This window comes from Rhizobium sp. LC145 (genome assembly GCF_001005825.1).
Lineage (GTDB): Bacteria > Pseudomonadota > Alphaproteobacteria > Rhizobiales > Rhizobiaceae > Neorhizobium.
This window is the reverse complement of the sequence record NZ_LBHV01000001.1, coordinates 912733-933228: the sequence shown is the minus strand read 5'-3', so window position 1 is coordinate 933228 and position 20496 is coordinate 912733. Positions and strand designations below refer to the sequence as shown.

Sequence of the window (20496 nt, the reverse complement as noted above, 5' to 3'; positions counted from 1 at the left end):
GGCGTGGATTCTCGAAATATTCAGACGTCCGCCGGCTCCACCGGTTCGGCCGGGCGCGCCGGGCGTTCCGAGGGATCCCGTCCGATTTCCGGCTTCAGCACCATCAGGTCGATGAAATGATCGGCCTGCCGGCGCAGATCGTCGGCGATCATCGGCGGCTGGGTCTGCATCGTGGAGACCACGGAAACCTTGCGGCCCTTGCGCTGCAGCGCCTCGACCAGCGTGGTGAAATCGCCGTCGCCCGAAAACAGCACGAGGTGATCCACCGTTTCGGACTGCTCCATGGCATCGATCGCAAGTTCGATGTCCATATTGCCCTTGATCTTGCGGCGGCCCATGGAATCCGTGAATTCCTTGGCCGGTTTGGTGACGACCTTGTAGCCGTTGTAGTCGAGCCAATCGATAAGCGGGCGGATGGAGGAGTATTCCTGATCCTCGATCAGAGCCGTGTAATAGTAGGCGCGCAGAAGATAGCCGCGCTTCTGGAACGCTTTCAGAAGCTTCCTGTAGTCGATATCGAAGCCCAGGCTTTTCGAAGCGGCGTAAAGATTGGCGCCGTCAATGAAGAGCGCGATCTTCTCTCTTGGATCAAACATATGGTTTCCATCCCCTTTTATTTTATATGCCGGCAAAACGATAAGTTGATCTTCTGCCGGAAGAATAATCCGTTACATTAAGAACTATTCATATATCAGTCATTTATGGCAGGATTCGCGATATTCCAAGCATCTTTGGGTTGAATAGCGGACTATACTCTTCGTGGCGCGAGGTGCGGGGATGCAAAAGGATTCTGCAGGAAAAACTTGAATTTGCCACGCGTTCCCTGTATCGGGCGTATCAATTCCGCAGAATTACCGATCGTAAAGGACAGGCAATGGCCCGTGTCACCGTAGAAGATTGCATTGATAAAGTCGACAACCGGTTTGAGCTGGTACTGCTCGCCAGCCATCGCGCGCGGCAGATTTCGCAGGGCGCCGGCATCACGATCGACCGCGACAACGACAAGAACCCGGTCGTTGCGCTGCGCGAGATCGCCGACGAGACGCTTTCGCCCGACGACCTGAAGGAAGACCTGATCCACTCGCTGCAGAAGCATGTGGAAGTGGACGAGCCCGAGCCCGATCCGGCTTCGCTGATCTCTGCCGGCGCCGGCGCTGTCGCCGGTGCGGACCGCAGCGAAGAGGAAGAGGACCTGCCGGAAACCGTCACTTTCGACCAGATGTCGGAAGAAGAGCTGCTTGCCGGCATCGAAGGCCTCGTGCCGCCGGAAAAGAGCGACGACTACTAAGCAGGATAGCATGGGCGATTACCAATCGTTCATCCTATAGCCGTAATCTGATTGTCTGCATTATGATGGCTGCGCCAGTCTGACGATTGGCGCGCCATTTCTTTTTCAGAAAGTAATTAGGGACCTATTTCGGGATGATGCGGCAGTATGAGCTCGTGGAGCGGGTGCAGAAGTACAAGCCCGAAGCCAACGAAGCTCTTTTGAACAAGGCTTATGTCTACGCCATGCAGAAGCATGGCCAGCAGAAGCGTGCCAGCGGCGATCCCTATATTTCCCACCCGCTCGAAGTGGCGGCGATCCTCACCGACATGCATCTCGACGAGTCGACCATCGCGGTGGCTCTGCTGCACGATACCATCGAGGATACCACGGCGACGCGGGCCGAGATCGATGAACTGTTCGGCGAGGATATCGGTCGATTGGTCGAGGGGCTCACCAAGCTCAAGCGCCTCGACCTGGTGACCAAGAAGGCCAAGCAGGCCGAAAACCTCCGCAAGCTCCTGCTGGCGATCTCCGACGACGTGCGCGTGCTGCTGGTGAAGCTCGCCGATCGGCTGCACAACATGCGCACGCTGGAGCACATGTCGCAGGAAAAGCGCGCCCGCATCTCCGAGGAGACCATGGATATCTATGCGCCGCTCGCCGGCCGCATGGGTATGCAGGACATGCGCGACGAGCTGGAGGACCTGTCCTTCCGCTACATGAACCCGGAAGCCTACGAGACCGTCACCAAACGCCTTGCCGAGCTTTCGGCCCGCAACGAAGGTCTCATTGCCAAGATCGAGGACGAGCTGCAGGACCTGCTGGTCGCCAACGGCCTTATCGACGCAGTGGTGAAGGGGCGGCAGAAGAAGCCGTATTCCGTATTCCGCAAGATGCAGTCGAAGTCGCTCTCCTTCGAGCAGCTTTCCGATGTCTACGGCTTCCGCATCGTCGTGGGAGATATTCCCTCCTGCTACCGGGCGCTCGGCATCGTTCATACCCGCTGGCGTGTCGTGCCCGGGCGTTTCAAGGACTATATCTCCACGCCCAAGCAGAACGATTACCGCTCCATTCATACCACGATCGTCGGCCCCTCGCGCCAGCGCATCGAGCTGCAGATCCGCACCAGGCGCATGCATGAGATCGCCGAATACGGCATCGCGGCCCATGCGCTCTACAAGGACGGGGAGGGCGGCGACGGCGAACTTCTTTCAAAGGAATCCAACGCCTATTCCTGGCTGCGCCACACCATCGAAGCTCTTGCGGAGGGCGACAATCCGGAGGAATTCCTCGAGCATACCAAGCTCGAACTCTTTCAGGACCAGGTCTTCTGCTTCACCCCCAAGGGCAAGCTGATCGCCCTTCCGCGCGGTGCGACGCCGATCGATTTCGCCTATGCGGTCCACACCAATATCGGCGATACGACGGTGGGCGCGAAGATCAACGGTCGCATCATGCCGCTGGTCACGCGCCTCAACAACGGCGACGAGGTGGAGATCATCCGCTCCGGCGTGCAGGTGCCGCCGGCCGCCTGGGAAGAGATCGTGGTGACCGGCAAGGCCCGCGCGGCGATCCGCCGGGCAACCCGCATGGCGATCCGGAAGCAATATGCCGGCCTCGGCCACCGTATTCTGGAGCGGACCTTCGAGCGCGCCGGAAAGGTCTTCTCGCGTGACGTCCTGAAGCCCGCGCTGCACCGGCTGGGACAGAAGGATGTCGAGGACGCGATCGCGTCGGTCGGGCGCGGCGAGCTTTCCTCGCTCGATGTTCTGCGTGCCGTATTCCCGGACTACAAGGACGAGCGCGTGACGGTGAAGCCGGCCGACGAGGGCTGGTTCAACATGCGCAGCGCCTCCGGCATGATCTTCAAGATTCCGGACCGCCGCAAGGAAGGTGCGGAAGAAGAGGAGGCCGGGCCCGATCCGCTGCCCATTCGCGGCCTGTCCGGCAATATGGAGGTCCATTTCGCACCGAGCGGTGCGGTCCCGGGAGATCGGATCATCGGCATCATGGAAAAGGACAAGGGGATCACCATCTATCCCATCCAGGCTCCGGCCTTGCAGCATTTTGATGATCAGCCGGAGCGCTGGATCGACGTGCGCTGGGATCTCGACGAGGCCAACAAGTCACGCTTCATGGCGCGCCTGGTCATCAACGCCCTGAACGAGCCCGGCACGCTCGCGACCGTTGCGCAGGCGGTGGCGCGGCTTGATATCAACATCCGCTCGCTCGACATGGGCCGGGTTGCCACGGATTTCTCCGAGATGACCATCGATGTCGAGGTATGGGATCTGCGCCAGTTGAACCAGCTTCTCATTCAATTGAAGGAGCTGGACTGCATATCCACCGTCAAGCGGGTCTATGATTGACGGCGTCTGCCCAAAAATGAGCCTTCTCTTTTCTCCGCCATGCTTCCAGCGCAAGGCAGACTAGCTTCCGCGGCGCTGGTGGATCGGCTTCGGTGGGCCTATATTATTGCGGTGCAATATGAGAGAAAAGAGAGATAGAACATGTTGAAATCCGTACGCAAATTTGCCCGCGCCCTTCGCGCCCCCACCACCGAGGACCGCGAGATCGCTTACCTGAACGGCGCCGTCGATCGCATCGACCTCGAATACCGTCAGCGGCAGATCGACCGTGGCCTGTTCCGCACCTACTACTGATCGTCAGGTCGCTTGAAAAAAGAGCGGCAGCGCATTCGTGCAGCGCCGCCGGCACGGGCTTCGCGGGACATACGCGAGGCCTTTTGTTTTTAGGGGGCTCATGGCCTCCGGCCCTCATCCGCCTTGCCGGGTGGCTTGACCATCCTTTTCCTTCGCGGATCATGACGTGCCCGCGCTGTTGCGGGCTTTCCTCTTCCGTGCGATCACCTATGTCTCTGTCCGGGGGTCGAGACGCCGCTGACGCTTGACTGAGGCGGCAGGAATGGCCAAGTCAGGCGAGCTAATCGCTTTGGTTCAGGCATATTGTCCGGAAAAGGAAGTTCATGATCATCGGATTGGGCAGCGACATCGTCGACATTCGCCGGGTGGAGAAATCGATCGAACGGTTCGGCGAGCGCTTCACCCATCGCTGTTTCACCGATATCGAGCGTGCGAAATCTGATCGCCGCAAGAACCGCGCCGCCTCCTATGCCAAGCGCTTCGCGGCCAAGGAGGCCTGTTCGAAGGCGCTGGGAACCGGCCTGGCGCAAGGCGTTTTCTGGAAGGATATGGGCGTTGTCAACCTGCCCGGCGGCAAGCCCACGATGGTGCTGACCGGCGGCGCGGCCACACGGCTTTCCGGAATGATGCCGGCGGGTCACAAGCCGGTGATCCACATCACGATTACCGACGAATATCCCTATGCGCAGGCCTATGTGCTCATCGAGGCGCTGCCTGCGTAGAGGCGAAGATCGCGCCACGAGGGCCATTGCCCCGGCATTTGGAAGCGTTTAGAGAAAACAGCGATCCCGCCGATAGATGGGCGGCCCGAATTAGAAAGACCCGTTACGTGTCCGAAAAAGTTGAAAAGAAGCAGAACGCCCTTTGGGAAAACATCAAAGTCATCGTTCAGGCGCTTCTGCTGGCAATGGTCATCCGCACCGTCTTCTTCCAGCCTTTCACAATTCCGTCCGGTTCGATGATGCCGACGCTGCTTGTCGGAGACTATATCTTCGTCAACAAGTTCGCCTACGGCTATTCGAAATATTCGCTGCCTTTCTCGCCGGACCTCTTTTCCGGCCGCGTCCTCGAATTCAGTGAGCCCGAGCGTGGAGACGTGATCGTCTTCCGCCTGCCCACCGATCCGAACGTCGATTATATCAAGCGCCTCGTCGGCCTTCCGGGCGACCGGGTCCAGGTGACCGACGGCGTGCTCTATATCAACGGCCAGCCGGTGCCGAAGCAGGCTGACGGCACCTTCACATCCGATTATCGCCTCGATCCGGGCGCCGACGTGCCGGTCTTCCGCGAGACGCTGGACAACGGCGTGACCTACGATACGCTCGACCAGTCGCCCGTCTCGCGCGGCGACAACACCCGCGAGTTCATCGTGCCGGAAGGCCATTATTTCTTCATGGGCGACAACCGCGACAATTCCCTCGATAGCCGTTTCGACGTCGGCTTCGTCCCGGCTGAAAACCTGATCGGCCGCGCCAGCGTCATCTTCTTCTCGATCGGCAACGACACCTCGTTCCGCGAGTTCTGGAAGTGGCCGGCGAACATGAGATGGGAGAGGCTCTTCAAGGTCGTCAGATGATGAAAGCAAAGGCTCTGTCGGAGGAGGAGAGGGCACAGCTCGAGGTGGCCATCGGCCATGAATTCGTTGACAAGCACTGGCTTGACCGGGCTCTCACCCATGCGAGCACCGGCTCCGCCAAGGGCGCGAATTACGAGAGGCTGGAATTCCTGGGCGATCGCGTGCTCGGGCTCTGCGTGGCCGAGCTTCTGTTTCGCACGTTCCGCACGGCGGCCGAAGGCGAGCTTTCGGTTCGCTTGAACCAGCTTGTCAGCGCAGAGAGCTGCGCGGATGTGGCGGATGAATTGCATCTCCACCGGTTCATCCGCACCGGCGCGGATGTCAAGAAGCTTACCGGCAAGCGGATGATGAATGTGCGTGCGGATGTGGTGGAAAGCCTGATCGCCGCGCTCTATCTTGATGGTGGGCTGGAGGCGGCACGCGCCTTCATCCTGCGCTATTGGCAAGCCCGCGCCGCCCGTGCCGATGGCGCGAGGCGCGACGCCAAGACCGAACTGCAGGAATGGGCGCATGCGAAATTCGGCCTGACGCCGTCCTACCGCGTCGATGACCGCTCCGGTCCCGATCATGACCCGCGCTTCACCGTGACGGTGGAAGTGCCGGGCGTGGCGCCGGAAACCGGCATAGACCGGTCCAAAAGAGCCGCCGAACAGGTGGCGGCAACGAGAATGCTCGAACGCGAGGGTGTGTGGCAGAAGCCAGCCGCCTCGGATTGATTGGTTGATATGACGGAAAATGAAAACACTGGCGCCGGCGAGCAGGATACCGCCGGCACGCGCTCCGGCTTCGTGGCGCTGATCGGCGCCACCAATGCCGGCAAGTCGACCCTGGTGAACCAGTTGGTCGGCGCAAAGGTCTCGATCGTCAGCCACAAGGTGCAGACGACGCGGGCGATCGTGCGCGGCATCGCCATCCATGACAATGCCCAGATCGTCTTCATGGATACGCCGGGCATCTTCAAGCCGCGCCGCCGGCTGGACCGCGCCATGGTGACGAGCGCCTGGGGCGGCGCCAAGGATGCCGATCTGATCATGCTCCTGATCGACAGCGAGCGGGGCTTGCGCGGCGACGCCGAGGCGATCCTCGAAGGCCTGAAGGAAGTGCGCCAGCCTAAGATCCTGGCGCTCAACAAGATCGATCGCGTCAGGCACGAAGATCTGTTGAAGCTTGCTGCCGCAGCGAACGAATTCGTCCCCTTCGAGCGCACCTTCATGATTTCTGCGACGACCGGCTCCGGTTGCAAGGACCTGATGGATTATCTCGCCAGGACCATGCCGGAAGGCCCCTGGTATTATCCGGAAGACCAGATCTCCGATTTGCCGATGCGCCAGCTCGCCGCCGAGATCACGCGCGAAAAACTGTTCCTGCGCCTGCATCAGGAGCTTCCCTATTCCTCCCATGTGGAAACGGAGAAATGGGAAGAGCGCAAGGACGGCTCGGTACGTATCGAGCAGGTCATCTATGTGGAGCGCGACAGCCAGAAGAAGATCGCGCTCGGCAAGGGCGGCGAGGCGATCAAGGCGATCTCCACCGCTTCCCGCAAGGAGCTGTCGGAAATCCTCGAACAGCCGGTGCACCTCTTCCTGTTCGTCAAGGTGCGCGAGAACTGGGGCGACGATCCGGAGCGCTTCCGCGAGATGGGGCTCGAGTTTCCGAAGGGGTGAGGAGCGATACCGCGAAGCGGCAGCAATCGATCCAGTGAATCGATTGCAGCGACGAACGCCGGGAGCTTAAGCGACGGGCCGGGAAGATTGCCCCTCGCGCTGGCTTCTAAGCTTTGCTGAGATTGGTGGAAGACGGTGCGGCAGGGAAACACCTCCCCCTTGAGGGGGAGGTCGCCGCGAAGCGGCGGGTGGGGTGACTTTATTGTGTCATCGTCGCGTTAGCAAATGCAGGGCAATTTCACCCCACCCCGGCACTACGTGCCGACCCTCCCCGTCAAGGGGAGGGTGGATAGCTACTTCCCCCGCGCCATCAGCGCCTTGACCTCCTCATAGCGGCGACGGTTCTCCGGCTGCTGTTCGGTCGCCGAATAGCAGGTCTCCTCGATGCAGAAGCGGGTGAGGCCGAAAGGCGCGCTCGCCCGTTCGAACTGGCATTCGATCTCATTGGTGAAATCCGTGGGCTTGGCGTCTTCGCGGGTGGTATAGGTAAGGCGCGCGCCGGGCGGGTCGAGTTCCGGGAAGGATTGCACGACGCCCGTCTTCAGGACCGGGGCCAGCAGGAAATTCTTCGCGACCGCCACACAGGCCTGCTCCAGTTGCGGTGACTGGGCGGCAGCGGGTGATGCAAGAAGCAGAACGGCAAGAAGAGCATGTCTCATGGGAGCCCCCGGTTAGGAAAGTTCCCGGGAAAATCCGCATCCCCCGCGATTTGTTCCCGCCCGACCTCACAGAAGAGAGGGATGGCCGAATTTAGAAACCGATTCAGTTCGACGCGCTTATCGGCTATTGTTGAATCTGTTTGAAAGGAAGTTGAATCTCCGCATGCAGTGGCAGGACGAAGCGATCATCCTTGGCGTCAAGCGCCACGGCGAGACGAGCGTCATCGCCGAGGTTATGACGCGCTCGCGCGGCCGCCATCTTGGTCTCGTGCGCTCGGGCCGGTCGCGGACCATGCAGCCGGTGCTGCAGCCGGGAAATCATGTGGATGTGGTGTGGCGTGCGAGGCTCGATGAACATCTCGGCGAATTCAAGCTGGAGCCGATCCGCCTGCGCGCTGCCCGGCTGATGGAGACGGCGACCGCAGTTTACGGCGTGCAGGCCATGGGCGCGCTTTTGCGGCTGCTGCCGGAGCGTGATCCGCACCCGCATCTGTTCGAAGCTCTCGACATCATCCTGGAAGCCATGGACCAACCCGCCGATGCGGGCGAACTCTTCATCCGCTTCGAATTGGCGGTGCTGAACGATCTCGGCTACGGTCTCGATCTCACGGAATGCGCGGCCACTGGAAGCCGCGAGGAGCTCGTCTACGTCTCGCCGAAGAGCGGCCGAGCCGTCTGCCGGCAGGCCGGCGAGCCCTATGCCGAGCGGATGCTTGTCCTGCCGGCATTCCTCGGGGAGGAGGCGGGCGTCGCGGCCGACAGGGAGAGCCTTGCGGCCGCCTTCAGGCTCACCGGCTATTTCCTGCACCGGCATGTCTATGAACCGCGCGGGCTGACGGAAAACGCCGCCCGCGACGGTTTCGTGCAGGCGGCGCTGAAGGCCATGGCGAAGGGTGAAGAGCGTCAGGCCGGCTGAGCCGCGAGCGGACGGGAGACGGGCTTCTCGGCAATCGGCCAATGGACGATCGCGGCGAAGATGCCGAGCGCCACGCCGAGCCACCAGACCACGTCATAGGAGCCGAAGCGATCGTAGAGAAAGCCGCCCATCCACACACCGAGGAACGATCCCACCTGGTGCGACAGGAAGACGATGCCGCCAAGCATGCCGAGATGGCGGGTTCCGAACATGATGGCCACCAGCGCATTGGTCGGCGGCACGGTGGAAAGCCACAGGAGGCCCATCACGATCGCGAAGACGATGACCGAAAGCGGCGTTTGCGGCAGCAGGAGGAAGGCCGTGACCGCGATCGATCGGGCGATATAGATATAGGCGAGGAAGTAGGGCTTGGAATATCGCTGGGCGATGACGCCGGCGGCGAGCGAGCCGATGATGTTGAAGAAGCCGATCAGCGCCATGGCGATGACCGCATAACGGGCGTCGATGCCGATATCGCCGAGATAGGCCGGGAAATGCGCGGTGATGAAGGCCACCTGGAAGCCGCAGACGAAGAATCCGGAGACCAGCAGCAGATAGCTCTGGTGGCCGAACGCCTCCCTGAGCGCCTCGCCCGCCGTCTGCTTGAACTCGGCCTGCGATTGCGTGCCCGATGCGGCATTGCCGCGAAGCGGATAGGCGAGCAGGGGCACCAGCAGCATGAGCACGGCGAGATAGACGAGGCTATCCGACCAGCCATAGGCGGAGATCAGCCCCTGGGTCAGCGGCGCGAACAGGAACATGCCGGCCGAACCGGCGGCCGTTCCGATGCCGAAGGCGAGCGAGCGCTGCTGGGGCGTGACATTGCGGGCAAAGGCGGCCAGCACCGTGCCGAGCGAGCCGGCCCCGACGCCGCAGCCGACCAGCACGCCGCCGCCGATATGGAGCGCGGCAATGGAATGGCCGGTCGACATCAGGATGAGACCGACCGCATAGATCAGGCCCGCCAGCGTCAGCACCCGGCCCGTGCCGTATTTGTCGGCGATCGCGCCGAAGAAGGGCTGGCTCAGCCCCCAGCAAAGGTTCTGGATCGCCATGGCAAGCCCGAAGGTGGAGCGATCCCAGCCGGTATCGGTCAGTATCGGAAGCTGGAAGAAGCCCATGGCCGAGCGCGGGCCGAAGGTCAGCATGATGATGATCGAACCCGCGGCGATGATAAGCCAGGGCAGGGATTGGCGGGCGGCCTGGGTCATGACGTCTCCTCCTGACTCGGGTGCCGGATCATACTGCCGCGGCCGGTTTCCCCAAAACGAGTTTTGTTGGGGTAAATCATCACCATATTTGATGATCGCAAGCGCTTAGATTTCGCCGGGCGGCTCGATCGGTGCCTGGCTGGTGCGGCCCGCGCGCGCCTCCCGGTAGATGGTGAAAAGCCCGGCGCCCACGACGATCAGCGATCCGACGACCATGTTGAAGCCGAGCGTTTCCCCATAGATCAGCACGCCGATGAAGGTGACCAGTACCAGCTGGATATAGGACATGGATTGCACGATCACCGCATCCACGAGATCGAAGGCGCGGATGAGGAGGTAGTGCCCGACCATGCCGGTGGCACAGAGCGCCAGCATCCACAGGGTATCGGTCGGCGTGAACGTGGTCCAGTAGAAGGGGCCGGCCAGCGTAATGGCGGCAGCGCCGGCCACGCCGGTATAGAAGAAACTGGTGATCGCCGGGTCGTCGCGGCTCGCAAGCCGCGTGGTGATTGCGTAGAAGCTGTAGATCACGGCGCCGGCGATCGGCAGAAGGACCATGCTGTCGAAACCGCCCGTCTCCGGCTTCAGGATCAGCAGAACACCAACAAAGCCGACGACAATCGCGGTCCAGCGCCGCCAGCCGACCTGCTCGCCGAGGATCGGCACGGAAAGCAGCGCGACGAGCAGAGGAGCGGATTGGAAGATCGCCTGGCTTTGGGCAAGCCCGACCGTGGCGAAGGCGGAAATGGCAACGACGATCTGGACGGCCAGGATTACCCCGCGTGAGATCTGCAGAAAGGGCCGTTTCGTCCTCGCTGCCGCCCTCAAACCACCGGCGGAGCGCATCGCCAGGAGGATTGCGAAGGCTGCGAAGGCCCAGTAGCGCATCATGGTGATGAAGACCGGTGGGTAATGGGTGCCGAGGTGTTTCGAAATACCGTCCTGGACCGAGAAGATCGTCACGGCCGTGAGCGCGAAAACAAGGCCGGTTGCCCGAGGTGTCATGAAAACGTCGATCCCTCAAATGAATGCCGGATCGAAATGACCATGGGGCGATGCGCGGCTGAACGGTGAGTCATCCGTGACATTTGCCGCCTTGTAGTTGTCGGACAACCTGCGTTTTTGGAATAGCTGCCATGCGCCCTGAGCAGGACGTGGCTAGTCCTGCTTGCGCTGCTTCAAAAGACCCGAGACCAGCACGTTGAAAGCCGCGACGGCTTTTTTGGACGCGGCTTCCGGATCGTCCGCGCCCGCGATCCAGAGAGCGGCGCTAAGCGAGGCGCCGTTCACCAGTCTTGCGGTCGCTTCCGCGTCAACCGGGAGAATGATGCCCTCGTCGATCAGTCTCTGGATGCTGGCCGTTGTCGTTCTGATACAGGCGCTCTGGTTCTGCCACTGGGATGGGTCGCCGAGGACCGCGGGTCCGTCGAGCAGCATGATGCGCTGTATTTCCGGTTCCAGCGCCATCTCGATATAGGCTGTGAATTCATCCACGAAACCCTGCCACGCGGTCGGGGCCTTGCTGGAAATGGCGCAGAGCCGATCCGACATTTCCGCGTCGATTTCCCCGATGACGGCCTGCAGCAGGCCTTTCTTGTCGCCGAAGTGGTGGTAGAGCGCGCCGCGCGTCAATCCCGCCTCGGCGGTGAATTCGTCCATGGAGGCATTCGCGTAACCCTTGGACGCGAAGGCGTGCCGCGCCGCTGCCACAAGCTTGCCCCGAGTTTCTGCGATCATTTGCTTGCGTGGTTTGTGCGCCATGCAGACTCCGAAAATTATTTGCATACGCGTCGTATGTTAATTGACATACGTTTCGTATGCGATTATTTACCTCATATACGCGCCGTATGTAAGTGGTCATCCAAAATAATCCAAGGAGTCCCTCATGCCCAATCCCTATGGCCAGATTTTCAGGGCGCCTGGAGCCAAAGGCTTCGCGGCCGCCGGTTTCGTTGCCCGCCTGCCGCTGCCGATGACGACGATCGGCCTTGTGGCGATGCTTTCCCAAACCCATGGCGAATACTGGCTGGCGGGTGCAGTCTCCGCCACGTTCGCGCTCGCCAATGCCTTCATCGCCCCCCAGGTCTCCCGCTGGGTGGACCGGGTGGGGCAGAGCAGGGTGCTGGTGCCGATGACGATCATCACCTTCGTGGCGCTGCTCGGGCTGGCGGCTGCCGCCCATTGGCGGCTGCCGAACTGGACGCTGTTCGCGCTTGCCGTGACGGCAGGCCTGATGCCCAGCATGATGGCGCTGGTGCGCGCCCGCTGGACGGAGATCTATCGCAACCGGCCGGAACTGCACACGGCCTTCGCCTTCGAATCGGTCATGGACGAGCTCGTCTATATCTGCGGGCCGATCTTCGGCATCGGCCTGAGCGTCGGGCTCTTTCCCGAAGCGGGCGTTCTGGCTTCCGCCGCGTTCCTCGCCATCGGCGTAGCGCTTTTCGTTGCCCAGAAATCCACCGAACCCAAGGTGCATCCCGGCCAGGCTGGCAACGAGGGCTCCGTCCTGCGCTTCCTTTCCATGTGGTTCCTGGTGGTCGTCTTCGCGGGCATGGGCACGATTTTCGGCACGGCCGAGGTCGCCGTCGTCGCCTTTGCCGAGGCGCAGGGGCAGAAGGGAGCCGCAACCTATATCCTGGCGGCTTACGCTGCGGGCTCCTTCGTGGTCGGTCTCGCCTTCGGCGCCATCAAGTTCGAGACGCCGCTTGCCCGCCGCCTGATATTCGCCAGCCTGATCGCCGCCATCACGACGCTACCCATGCCCTTCGTCGGCAGCCTTTGGATGCTGACGTTGGTGATCTTCCTCGCAGGCGCCGCCATCTCGCCGACCTTCATCACCGGCATGAGCCTGATCGAGCGCCTGGTGCCGGCCTCGCAACTTACCGAAGGCATCACCTATGCCATGACGGGCGTCGGCATCGGCTTTGCCCTCGGTTCCTCCGTCTCCGGCTGGACGATCGATGCCTATGGCGCCTCGAACGGCTTCTGGGTCGCGGTGGCGGGCGGCAGCATCGCGCTTCTGGCCATGCTTGCGGGCTACGCCCATCTCGGCAGGTCGGACCAGCAGGCCGAGCCATCGGAAGCTGCAGCCCTGCGCCCTGCGGAGTAGCCGGTCATATCATTGAAAAACCCCGCCGAGTGGCGGGGTTTTTGTTGTTAAGCCCGTCGCTTGATCGCCCAGCCTTCCGGCCGCTCCTCGACCACCGTCATCATATCCCCGATCCTGATCCTGCCGGTACCGCGCGGCACGGCGTTCCAGCCGAAGAGCGGACCCGGCACGCGCCGGTCCGCCGACATGCGGATGCGGCCCATGGCGGCCATGGGGCTCGGCGCATCGCGAGAGCCGGACGTCTGGTCCTGCGTGGTCATGATGCAGCGGGCGCAGGGTTTGACGAGATCGAAGCGGATGCCGGAAATCTCGATCGAAGCCCATTGGTCCTCGGCCCAGGCCTCGTCGGTATCGATGACGATGTTGGGCCGGAAGCGCTCCATGCCAATACCTTCTTCGCCATGCGTCCGCATGTCGGCGTTGAGTGCGGCGAGTGAGGCGGTGGTGGTGATGAGCACCTGATATCCGTCCGCGAAGGTGACGGGCGTGCCTTCGCCCGCCCATTCGATGCTCGCGGTTCTCTTCGCGCGCTCGTCGAAGAAGACGAGGCGGACTTCCCGCCCGAGCCACCTGGAAAGCGTTTCGTTCGTGGCATCGTCCGCCACGGCGGCGTTGACGATGGACTTCCATACCGCAACGTCCATGCGCTGATCCGCCGGCGGGCGGGCGACCGAGATTTCGCCCTGGCCATCCATGGCGATGCGGGCCCCGGCATCCTGCGGCTGCACCTCGAGCCGGGCAAGCGCCTGCAGCTCCCGCTGGGTGATGAAATGCCCCGAGGGGTCCACGACCATCATCCGCCGGTCGCCGGGAATGCCTGTCGCGGCAATCTCCGCTTCTTCGAGAGCAATGCCGCGGGCGCTCTTCATCGGATAGAAGTGGAGTTGGCTGACGCGCATGAAAATGATCCTCAGATTTCGTCGATGAAGAGGTCGAGCACCTGTTTCAGCCGCTCGTGCCGCTCGCGGGCAAGTGCCCGGCCTGCGGCAGTCTGGAAGCCTTCGGCGAGCTTGAACAGTTTCGTTTCGAAGTGGTCGATGGCGAAGGTCTTGTCGTCCAGCGGCCGATTCTTCGCAAGCGGATCGATCGGGTCGTAGAGGCCCGATCCCATGCGCCCGGCGATATAGAAGCAGCGCGCCGCGCCTACCATGCCGATCGCATCCAGCCGATCCGCATCCTGCAGGATCTTCGCTTCCAGGGTCTCGGGCGGGATATTGGCCGAAAAGCTGTGGGTGGTTACCGCATGCGCCACGGCACCGATTGCCGGCCTCGCCCATCCGAGTTCGGCAAGAATCTTGGAAGCCTTCTCCGCCGCGAGCCGTGAAGCCTGTGTGCGCAACGGCGAGTTCTTTTCCACCGCGACGCAATCGTGCAGCAGGACTGCGGCGGCGAGCACGGTGCCGTCGCCGCCTTCCTGCGCATGGATGCGCATGGCGTTGCGGAAGACGCGCAGGATATGGGCGATGTCGTGCGAGCCGTCGTCACCTTCGGTCGCAAAGGGGATCAGTGTCTCGGCAAGCGCCTCGTAGGGCGCAAAACCGGCGGCAAGGGCGTGGAGGGTCACTGTGCCTGCTCTTCTGCGGCGACAGCCGGTTCAGGCTCCGGTGTGCTGTTCTTGCGAACGAGGATGCGCTGATAGAAGAGCCCGATGCCGATCAGCACCGCGCCGAGGCCGATGAAGGAGAGGGCGCGCAGGATGCCTTCGAGGTTCGACATGTCGACGAGGAAGACCTTGAGGACCGCGATGAACACCAGCCCCGCCGAGGCGAGGCGAAGGCTGCGGGCATCGAGCTTCGAGCCGAGGGCCAGGAGCGCCACGCCGATCACGAGCCACACCACCGAATAGGTATAGGTTTCTCCCGGCAGGAAACCCTTCCATTCGGCGATGAACTCGCCCTGCCAGAAGCGTCGCACCGAAAGCGTGGCCCAGAGGAAACCGAGCACGGCGCCGGAGACCGCCAGCATGGTGACATAGGGCTGCGGACGCTTGCCCCGCGCATACCAGGCGACGCCGGCATAGGCGAGCGCGGGCATGAGATAGCCGATCAGCAGCAGGTTGATGAAAGGCCACCGCCCGGTGCTCTCGCCGGTAATGTAGGGGTTCAGTCCCACGACATGCAGCGAGAGAACGTTGATGGTGGCAAGTACGCCGGCGATCATCGAGCCGTAGCGGAAGATCGGACTCGGGGATTTGAGGTCGAGCGTCATCAGGGCTGCGGAAAAGCCCACGGTGAGCAGCGTATAGATCGATTGCTCGCCGAGCGTCGGCACGTTGTCATTAAGCACGCCGCCATTCATCGCGTGGCGCACGAGTATCGCGGCCGTCATCAGAACCATGAGCGAGGCGAGCGCCTGCAGGAGGTTGCGGATGCGGATGTCCGGCCAGCGGCGCAGCTCATAGGCGGAAACGACGGCGAGCAGGGCCGGGATGCCGTAACCGGGCAGCAGCGCGTTGAGGAAAGGCGTGGTGCCGAGACTGTTCGGTCCCACCAGCGTCGGCTCCCAGGCGATGCGTGCGAAGACGGTGAGAAGGGCCGCAGCCATCACCCACGGCAGCGCCGGCCAGGGGCGTATGCGTACCGCCATGGCGTAGGCGAAACCGAGAACGGCGAGTGATGTCGTGGTGGTGATCCCGTTGGTCAGCGCGTGGAGCGCAAAGGCGAATGCGGCGAAGGAGCCAGCGACCAGCAGATTGGCCGGCCAGTCGATGCGGGTTTCGTCTTGATCGGTCTGACGGAACAGCCAGTTCGCACCCGCCAGAAGCGCCAGTCCCAGCGCGATGCCGTAGAGCCCGTGCGTCCAGTCGCGGGAAAGATCGCCGAAATTCAGGAAGCTGATCGTCGCGATCGAAACCGGCACGGCAGACATCAGCACCGCCCAGACGGAGGAGAATTCCGGTTCGCCATGGCGCAGCCGGCGCAGGAAGCCGAAACCGAGCAGGGTGAAGATGCCGCCGAGCAGCAGGCTTACGGCGATCTGGTGCGTATAGGTGAGGGGAGCGATCGGGCTGCCGTCTGTCGCAGCCGGCGCCGCCATGTAGTTGAGAAGCGTCAACGCGATCAGGCCGATGCCGCCGACGGCGCCTGCGGCGGAGAGCAATGCCGGCCAGAAGGCATAGCGGCGGCTGGCGCCGAGAGCGGCCAGCGTGGCGATGATGGCGGCGAAGGAGAAGGCCGGGTCGCCGGTCGCCGGACGGTCCGCGGCGATAAACGCGAGTGCCGACAGCACGGCCGCGAACGACAGCGAGAGTGTGATTTTCAGCGGTGGACGGAGCAGGAGCCCGAACCAGCCGCCGCCGTTGTTGTCATCGGCCGCCGGCTTGCCATAGCGGCTGCCCGGCCAGAAGAGCGCCGTGCCGGCGATGACGGCAATGAGCGTAAGCGTGGGCGGCAGCGGATCGTAGGAGGGGGCGCCGAGGATATAGGCGAGCGCCCAGCCGCCGATGCCGATATTGGCGAGCATCGGCACAACGGTCCAGTTGCGGAACCGCGAGGCGGCATTCGTCGCAAGCCATGTCACCGCCAGGAAGATGAACAGCGCATTGGCGTTCGGCTGGTCGGTGGTGACGAGCGCCGGCGTGATGAGCGATCCCAGGAGACCGAGACCGGCAAGCGCCTGCCCGTGCAGCAGCGAGAGGCCGATCGTGGCGAAGGAGACGAGGGCCAGCAGGAGGAAGGCGCTGCCGGGGCCGATATAGCCGTAGATCGCATGAGCCGCGAAGACCGCGCCGAGAAGGGTCACGGCGCCGGCTCCGGTAAGCGCGCCCGGTATCATCGCGTTGTTATAGCGTTCGGAAACCTGCGGCATGGCGCGTCGGCGGATGACCTCGCCGGCGCCGATGAGCAGCAGGCCGAAGAGGAAGGCGAGCGCTATCCGCGCGGCGGGCCCAAGAAGTCCGCTTTCGATCGAATAGCGGATGAGGAAAATGCCGCCGAAGGCGAGTGCCACGCCGCCCACCCAGACGGCCCAGCGGGCGCCGAGATTGCTTTCGAGGCTCTCCTTCTCCCGCCCCTTCCGGGAAGGGAGGCGCGCGGCAGGCTCCGATTCGATTTCGCGCGCCGCGACCTCGATAGAGCCGGGGTCGCTTTCCACAGGTGCCGGTTCGGCAATCGCCGCCGGGGCTTCGGCTATCGGCTCGGAAGCCGTCACCGTTTCGGCGTCAGCATCAAGCGCGGGGCGAGGCCCGCCTTCATATTGCGCCAGCCGGGCACTCAGCTTTTGAAGCTCATCCTCCAGCGCATCGAGCCGCTGCGCATACTTCCGCTGCCAGGCAAGGCCGGCCAGCAGGATTATCAGGAGGAGGATTTCGAACATCGGCGGTCTCGCGAGCGGAAGGCTTGGAGAACGCTTATACAATCTGCCGGCTTGGGAAGGAAAGGGCCGCTCCATATGGTAGCAAACCGTGCCCGAAAGATGGGCGGGCTGCTGCACAAATATTCACGGGATAGTTTAAAAATTGGCCTCTGTGAGAATATGATGAGAATATGTGCAATTTTTACTTGCGCGCTTTCTCGGGAAAGGCTTTGAATGAGGCATTCAAAAAAACCGACAGGGGGCTAATTCATGTTCACACGCCGATCGTTTTCCAGGCTTTCCGCCGTCGCGGCGCTGGCGCTTGCCGCCGGCTTCTCGACGCCGGCCTTGGCCGAAACCTCCATCAAGTTCACGCTCGACTGGAAGTTCGAAGGGCCGGCAGCCGGCTTTCTGCTGGCCGCCCACAAGGGCTATTTCAAGGAAGAAGGGCTGGATGTCACGATCGATACCGGCAACGGCTCGGTCGAGGCGATCCCGCGTGTCGCGACCGGCGCCTATCAGATGGGCTTCGGCGACATCAACTCGCTGATCAAGTTCCTGGACGAGGATTCCTCCCAGAATATCAAGTCGGTGATGATGATCTACGAGCGGCCTACCTTCGCCGTCGTCGGGCGCAAGTCCTTGGGCGTGACGGAGGACCCGAAGTCGCTCGAGGGCAAGAAGCTCGGAGCTCCGCCGCCGGATGGCGCATTCGCCCAGTGGAAGGCCTTCAAGGATGTCGCCAAGATCGACGACAGCAAGATCACCATCGAATCGATCGGTTTCCCGGTCCGCGAGCCCATGCTGGCCAAGGGCGATGTGGACGCCGTCTTCGGCTTCGCCTTCTCGGTGATCCTGAACCTCAAGGCGCAGGGAATTTCCGACGACGACATCGCCACCATCCTGATGGCCGAGAACGGCTTGAATCTCTATGGCAACGCCGTTCTGGTAAACACTGATTTCGCAGAAGAAAATCCGGAAGCGGTGAAGGGCTTCCTGCGTGCGCTCGCCAAGGGGTTCGCTGCCGCCGTCGCCAATCCGGAAGAGGGTGTTGCCGCCGTTCTGAAGCGCAACGAGACGCTGAACAGCGATATCGAGCTGGAGCGGCTCACCATGGCGAACGCCATGAACATCAAGACGCCCTATGTCGTGGAGAATGGCTTCGGCGGGGTTGATATGGATCGTCTCTCGGCTTCCATCGAGACGCTGAAGATTTCCATGGGCCTCAAGGGCAATGTCGCAGCCGACCGCATCTTCGACGGCAGCTTCCTGCCGCCCAAGGAAGAGCGGATGCTTCCCTGATCGTGGATGCCCCTCCCCAACCCCTCCCCACAAGGGGGAGGGGCTTAACCTGCCGCACCCCTGACCCGTCTTATGGAGCAAGGTGAGCGCCACAAGTTTTCTCCCCCTTGTGGGGGAGATGGCCGGCAGGCCAGAGGGGGAGTTTCCACATGCGACTGCTTGAAAAGAGTGTACAAATGGCTGACCTCGTTTCCATTGAAAATGTCGACATGCGCTATGGCGGTGCGGCCGGAACACTTGCCGTCTCTAGCCTCAGCCTGAAGGTCGGCAAGGGAGAATTCGCCGCCGTGGTCGGCCCCTCCGGCTGCGGAAAATCGACGCTGATGAAGCTCGTCACCGGCCTGCAGGTTCCGCAAGGCGGCACGGTCATCGTGGCCGGCAAGCAGGTGACCCAGCCGATCTCCATCGTCGGCATGGCGTTCCAGAACCCGACCATGCTGCCCTGGCGCACGACGCTCGACAACATCCTCCTGCCACTGGAAATAGTCGAGCGGCACCGCCGCCGGCTGCGCGCCCACAGGAAGGAATATGTCGAGAAGGCGGAGCGTCTTCTGGAGATCGTCGGCCTAAAGGGCGTCGGCTCCAAATATCCTTGGCAGCTTTCGGGCGGCATGCAGCAGCGCGCCAATCTCTGTCGCGCGCTGATCCACGAGCCGGAGCTTCTGATGCTGGACGAGCCCTTCGGCGCGCTCGATGCCTTCACCCGCGAGGAGCTATGGTGCGTCATCCGGGATCTGCACGCCGCTCAAGGGGTAACGATCATCCTCGTTACCCATGACCTGCGCGAGGCCGTCTTCCTGGCCGACAGGATTTTCGTCATGAGCGCGCGTCCCGGCCGTATCCTGAACGAGCACCGGGTGCCCTTCGAGCGGCCGCGCGATCTGGAGATCATGTATCAGAAGAGCTTCAACGACATGGTCCATGAGCTTCACGGAGAAATCGCCAAGGCGAGGGTGGCCGCATGAGCGCCGTGACCGAGAATACCGCCGCCAAGCCACAGAAAACGCCCGCCCGCATCAATTGGGTATGGCTTTCTCCATTCCTCTACACGCTCGGCCTCTTCGTCTTCTGGGAGCTGGTGGTGATCGCGCTCGACATGCCGCCCACCATCTTGCCGGCGCCCACCCGCGTCTTCCAGGCGATCGTGCAATACTGGTCTCCGATCTGGAAGAACTCGCTGCAGACGCTCTATACGACCACGCTCGGCTTCATCATCGCCGTCGTTGCCGGCCTGGCGCTCGGCCTTTTCATCGGCTGGTCGAAGGCGATCTATGCGGGGCTCTACCCCTTGATGATCGGCTTCAACGCCATTCCCAAGGTAGCGGTGGTTCCGATCCTCGTCATCTGGTTCGGCATCGGCACGGTCCCGGCCGTGCTCACCGCCTTCCTGATCTCCTTCTTCCCGATCGTCGTCAATGTCGCGACCGGGCTTGCCACCATCGAACCGGAAACCGAGGATGTGCTGCGCGCCCTCGGCGCGAGGAAGATGGACATCATGCTCAAGGTCGGCATTCCACGATCCATGCCCTATTTCTTCGGCTCGCTGAAGATCGCCATCACTCTCGCCTTCGTCGGATCGGTTCTTTCGGAAACGGTCGCCTCCAACTATGGCCTCGGTAACATGATGAGCTCGGCCCAGAGCCAGTTCAACGTGCCGCTGGTTTTCGCGGGCCTGCTGATGCTGGCGGTGGAAGGTATCGCCATGTATGCGCTGATGGCCTGGATCGAGAAGCGCATGACCGGCTGGGCGCATCGCTCGACCATGGCGAACTGAGAAACAGTCTGCGGAAACAGACGGATGTGAAGCCGCAATACCACAGCGGATCAGGC

General features: G+C 62.3%; 20 protein-coding genes. 12 read left to right on the top strand and 8 right to left on the bottom strand.

All coding sequences use genetic code 11. The features are described 5' to 3' along the window. Positions 1–20: 20 nt before the first annotated feature. Positions 21–596, bottom strand: a complete 576-nt coding sequence (locus tag YH62_RS04730) for an NYN domain-containing protein (RefSeq protein WP_046792939.1) — start codon at positions 594–596, stop codon at positions 21–23. Between the two features lie 278 nt (positions 597–874). Between YH62_RS04730 and rpoZ the strand changes: the two genes are divergently transcribed. The 7 genes from rpoZ (at position 875) to era (ending at position 7173) form a co-directional block, all read left to right on the top strand. After that, positions 875–1288, top strand: coding sequence for a DNA-directed RNA polymerase subunit omega (gene rpoZ / locus YH62_RS04725; protein ID WP_046792938.1), 414 nt, complete (start codon positions 875–877; stop codon positions 1286–1288). Positions 1289–1422: 134 nt separating this feature from the next. Then, positions 1423–3639: a bifunctional (p)ppGpp synthetase/guanosine-3',5'-bis(diphosphate) 3'-pyrophosphohydrolase gene (locus YH62_RS04720; protein WP_046792937.1), complete on the top strand. Its 2217-nt coding sequence runs from the start codon at positions 1423–1425 to the stop codon at positions 3637–3639. A gap of 141 nt (positions 3640–3780) precedes the next feature. Beyond that, positions 3781–3933 carry a DUF3563 family protein gene (locus YH62_RS29340; protein ID WP_082118229.1) on the top strand — a complete coding sequence of 51 codons (153 nt, stop codon included), beginning with the start codon at positions 3781–3783 and terminating at the stop codon, positions 3931–3933. A gap of 323 nt (positions 3934–4256) precedes the next feature. Beyond that, complete coding sequence (gene acpS, locus YH62_RS04715) at positions 4257–4655, top strand: holo-ACP synthase (RefSeq protein ID WP_046792936.1); 399 nt, start codon at positions 4257–4259, stop codon at positions 4653–4655. Between the two features lie 107 nt (positions 4656–4762). Further along, entirely contained in the window at positions 4763–5509 is a 747-nt protein-coding gene (lepB, locus tag YH62_RS04710; RefSeq protein ID WP_046792935.1) for a signal peptidase I, read from the top strand. Then, positions 5506–6225 (top strand): ribonuclease III, encoded by a 720-nt coding sequence (gene rnc, locus YH62_RS04705; RefSeq protein WP_046792934.1) that lies wholly within the window; start codon positions 5506–5508, stop codon positions 6223–6225. The genes lepB and rnc overlap by 4 nt, the downstream gene beginning before the upstream one ends. Positions 6226–6234: 9 nt before the next feature. Beyond that, complete coding sequence (gene era / locus YH62_RS04700; RefSeq protein WP_046792933.1) at positions 6235–7173, top strand: GTPase Era; 939 nt, start codon at positions 6235–6237, stop codon at positions 7171–7173. 293 nt (positions 7174–7466) lie between these two features. Here the strand turns inward: era and YH62_RS04695 are convergent, their stop codons facing one another. Further along, positions 7467–7832 (bottom strand): hypothetical protein, encoded by a 366-nt coding sequence (locus YH62_RS04695; RefSeq protein ID WP_046792932.1) that lies wholly within the window; start codon positions 7830–7832, stop codon positions 7467–7469. Between the two features lie 163 nt (positions 7833–7995). Here YH62_RS04695 and recO point away from each other — a divergent pair, with 163 nt between their 5' ends. Then, the gene (recO, locus tag YH62_RS04690) at positions 7996–8748 is read left to right on the top strand and encodes a DNA repair protein RecO (RefSeq protein WP_046793051.1); all 753 of its coding nucleotides are present in this window, start codon (positions 7996–7998) and stop codon (positions 8746–8748) included. Here recO and YH62_RS04685 read toward each other — a convergent pair. From YH62_RS04685 to YH62_RS04675, 3 genes are all read right to left on the bottom strand, one after another. Then, positions 8736–9959, bottom strand: a complete 1224-nt coding sequence (locus tag YH62_RS04685; protein WP_046792931.1) for an MFS transporter — start codon at positions 9957–9959, stop codon at positions 8736–8738. The two genes, recO and YH62_RS04685, sit on opposite strands and share 13 nt — an antisense overlap. 105 nt (positions 9960–10064) lie before the next feature. Continuing rightward, on the bottom strand, positions 10065–10964 hold the full coding sequence (locus YH62_RS04680) for a DMT family transporter (protein ID WP_046792930.1): 900 nt from the start codon (positions 10962–10964) through the stop codon (positions 10065–10067). A 153-nt stretch (positions 10965–11117) separates the two neighbouring features. Further along, positions 11118–11720, bottom strand: a complete 603-nt coding sequence (locus YH62_RS04675; protein ID WP_046792929.1) for a TetR/AcrR family transcriptional regulator — start codon at positions 11718–11720, stop codon at positions 11118–11120. 124 nt (positions 11721–11844) lie between these two features. Between YH62_RS04675 and YH62_RS04670 the strand changes: the two genes are divergently transcribed. Beyond that, the gene (locus YH62_RS04670) at positions 11845–13071 is read left to right on the top strand and encodes an MFS transporter (protein WP_046792928.1); all 1227 of its coding nucleotides are present in this window, start codon (positions 11845–11847) and stop codon (positions 13069–13071) included. Positions 13072–13118: 47 nt separating this feature from the next. Here YH62_RS04670 and YH62_RS04665 read toward each other — a convergent pair whose 3' ends face one another. Genes YH62_RS04665 through YH62_RS04655 form a run of 3 tightly spaced genes read right to left on the bottom strand, consistent with a single transcriptional unit; the run spans position 13119 to position 17385 of the window. Then, positions 13119–13970 carry an MOSC domain-containing protein gene (locus tag YH62_RS04665; RefSeq protein ID WP_046792927.1) on the bottom strand — a complete coding sequence of 284 codons (852 nt, stop codon included), beginning with the start codon at positions 13968–13970 and terminating at the stop codon, positions 13119–13121. An 11-nt stretch (positions 13971–13981) separates the two neighbouring features. Beyond that, positions 13982–14635, bottom strand: coding sequence for an HD domain-containing protein (locus tag YH62_RS04660; protein WP_046792926.1), 654 nt, complete (start codon positions 14633–14635; stop codon positions 13982–13984). Then, positions 14632–17385: a DUF2339 domain-containing protein gene (locus YH62_RS04655; protein WP_046792925.1), complete on the bottom strand. Its 2754-nt coding sequence runs from the start codon at positions 17383–17385 to the stop codon at positions 14632–14634. Before YH62_RS04655 ends, YH62_RS04660 begins: the two co-directional genes overlap by 4 nt. 249 nt (positions 17386–17634) lie before the next feature. Between YH62_RS04655 and YH62_RS04650 the strand changes: the two genes are divergently transcribed. The 3 genes from YH62_RS04650 to YH62_RS04640 all read left to right on the top strand — a co-directional run bounded on the left by YH62_RS04650 (position 17635) and on the right by YH62_RS04640 (position 20440). Beyond that, the gene (locus tag YH62_RS04650) at positions 17635–18666 is read left to right on the top strand and encodes an ABC transporter substrate-binding protein (protein ID WP_046792924.1); all 1032 of its coding nucleotides are present in this window, start codon (positions 17635–17637) and stop codon (positions 18664–18666) included. A gap of 176 nt (positions 18667–18842) precedes the next feature. Continuing rightward, entirely contained in the window at positions 18843–19631 is a 789-nt protein-coding gene (locus tag YH62_RS04645; RefSeq protein WP_046792923.1) for an ABC transporter ATP-binding protein, read from the top strand. Next, positions 19628–20440 (top strand): ABC transporter permease, encoded by an 813-nt coding sequence (locus YH62_RS04640; RefSeq protein WP_046792922.1) that lies wholly within the window; start codon positions 19628–19630, stop codon positions 20438–20440. The genes YH62_RS04645 and YH62_RS04640 overlap by 4 nt, the downstream gene beginning before the upstream one ends. The last annotated feature ends 56 nt before the right edge of the window (positions 20441–20496 follow it).

Excerpts from the sequence above, each read along its gene's own strand:
- YH62_RS04730 (WP_046792939.1), bottom strand. The coding sequence starts at position 596 with ATGTTTGATCCAAGAGAGAAGATCGCGCTCTTCATTGACGGCGCCAAT.
- rpoZ (WP_046792938.1), top strand. The coding sequence starts at position 875 with ATGGCCCGTGTCACCGTAGAAGATTGCATTGATAAAGTCGACAACCGG.
- YH62_RS04720 (WP_046792937.1), top strand. The coding sequence starts at position 1,423 with ATGATGCGGCAGTATGAGCTCGTGGAGCGGGTGCAGAAGTACAAGCCC.
- YH62_RS29340 (WP_082118229.1), top strand. The coding sequence starts at position 3,781 with ATGTTGAAATCCGTACGCAAATTTGCCCGCGCCCTTCGCGCCCCCACC.
- acpS (WP_046792936.1), top strand. The coding sequence starts at position 4,257 with ATGATCATCGGATTGGGCAGCGACATCGTCGACATTCGCCGGGTGGAG.
- rnc (WP_046792934.1), top strand. The coding sequence starts at position 5,506 with ATGATGAAAGCAAAGGCTCTGTCGGAGGAGGAGAGGGCACAGCTCGAG.
- era (WP_046792933.1), top strand. The coding sequence starts at position 6,235 with ATGACGGAAAATGAAAACACTGGCGCCGGCGAGCAGGATACCGCCGGC.
- YH62_RS04695 (WP_046792932.1), bottom strand. The coding sequence starts at position 7,832 with ATGAGACATGCTCTTCTTGCCGTTCTGCTTCTTGCATCACCCGCTGCC.
- recO (WP_046793051.1), top strand. The coding sequence starts at position 7,996 with ATGCAGTGGCAGGACGAAGCGATCATCCTTGGCGTCAAGCGCCACGGC.
- YH62_RS04685 (WP_046792931.1), bottom strand. The coding sequence starts at position 9,959 with ATGACCCAGGCCGCCCGCCAATCCCTGCCCTGGCTTATCATCGCCGCG.
- YH62_RS04680 (WP_046792930.1), bottom strand. The coding sequence starts at position 10,964 with ATGACACCTCGGGCAACCGGCCTTGTTTTCGCGCTCACGGCCGTGACG.
- YH62_RS04675 (WP_046792929.1), bottom strand. The coding sequence starts at position 11,720 with ATGGCGCACAAACCACGCAAGCAAATGATCGCAGAAACTCGGGGCAAG.
- YH62_RS04670 (WP_046792928.1), top strand. The coding sequence starts at position 11,845 with ATGCCCAATCCCTATGGCCAGATTTTCAGGGCGCCTGGAGCCAAAGGC.
- YH62_RS04665 (WP_046792927.1), bottom strand. The coding sequence starts at position 13,970 with ATGCGCGTCAGCCAACTCCACTTCTATCCGATGAAGAGCGCCCGCGGC.
- YH62_RS04655 (WP_046792925.1), bottom strand. The coding sequence starts at position 17,385 with ATGTTCGAAATCCTCCTCCTGATAATCCTGCTGGCCGGCCTTGCCTGG.
- YH62_RS04650 (WP_046792924.1), top strand. The coding sequence starts at position 17,635 with ATGTTCACACGCCGATCGTTTTCCAGGCTTTCCGCCGTCGCGGCGCTG.
- YH62_RS04645 (WP_046792923.1), top strand. The coding sequence starts at position 18,843 with ATGGCTGACCTCGTTTCCATTGAAAATGTCGACATGCGCTATGGCGGT.
- YH62_RS04640 (WP_046792922.1), top strand. The coding sequence starts at position 19,628 with ATGAGCGCCGTGACCGAGAATACCGCCGCCAAGCCACAGAAAACGCCC.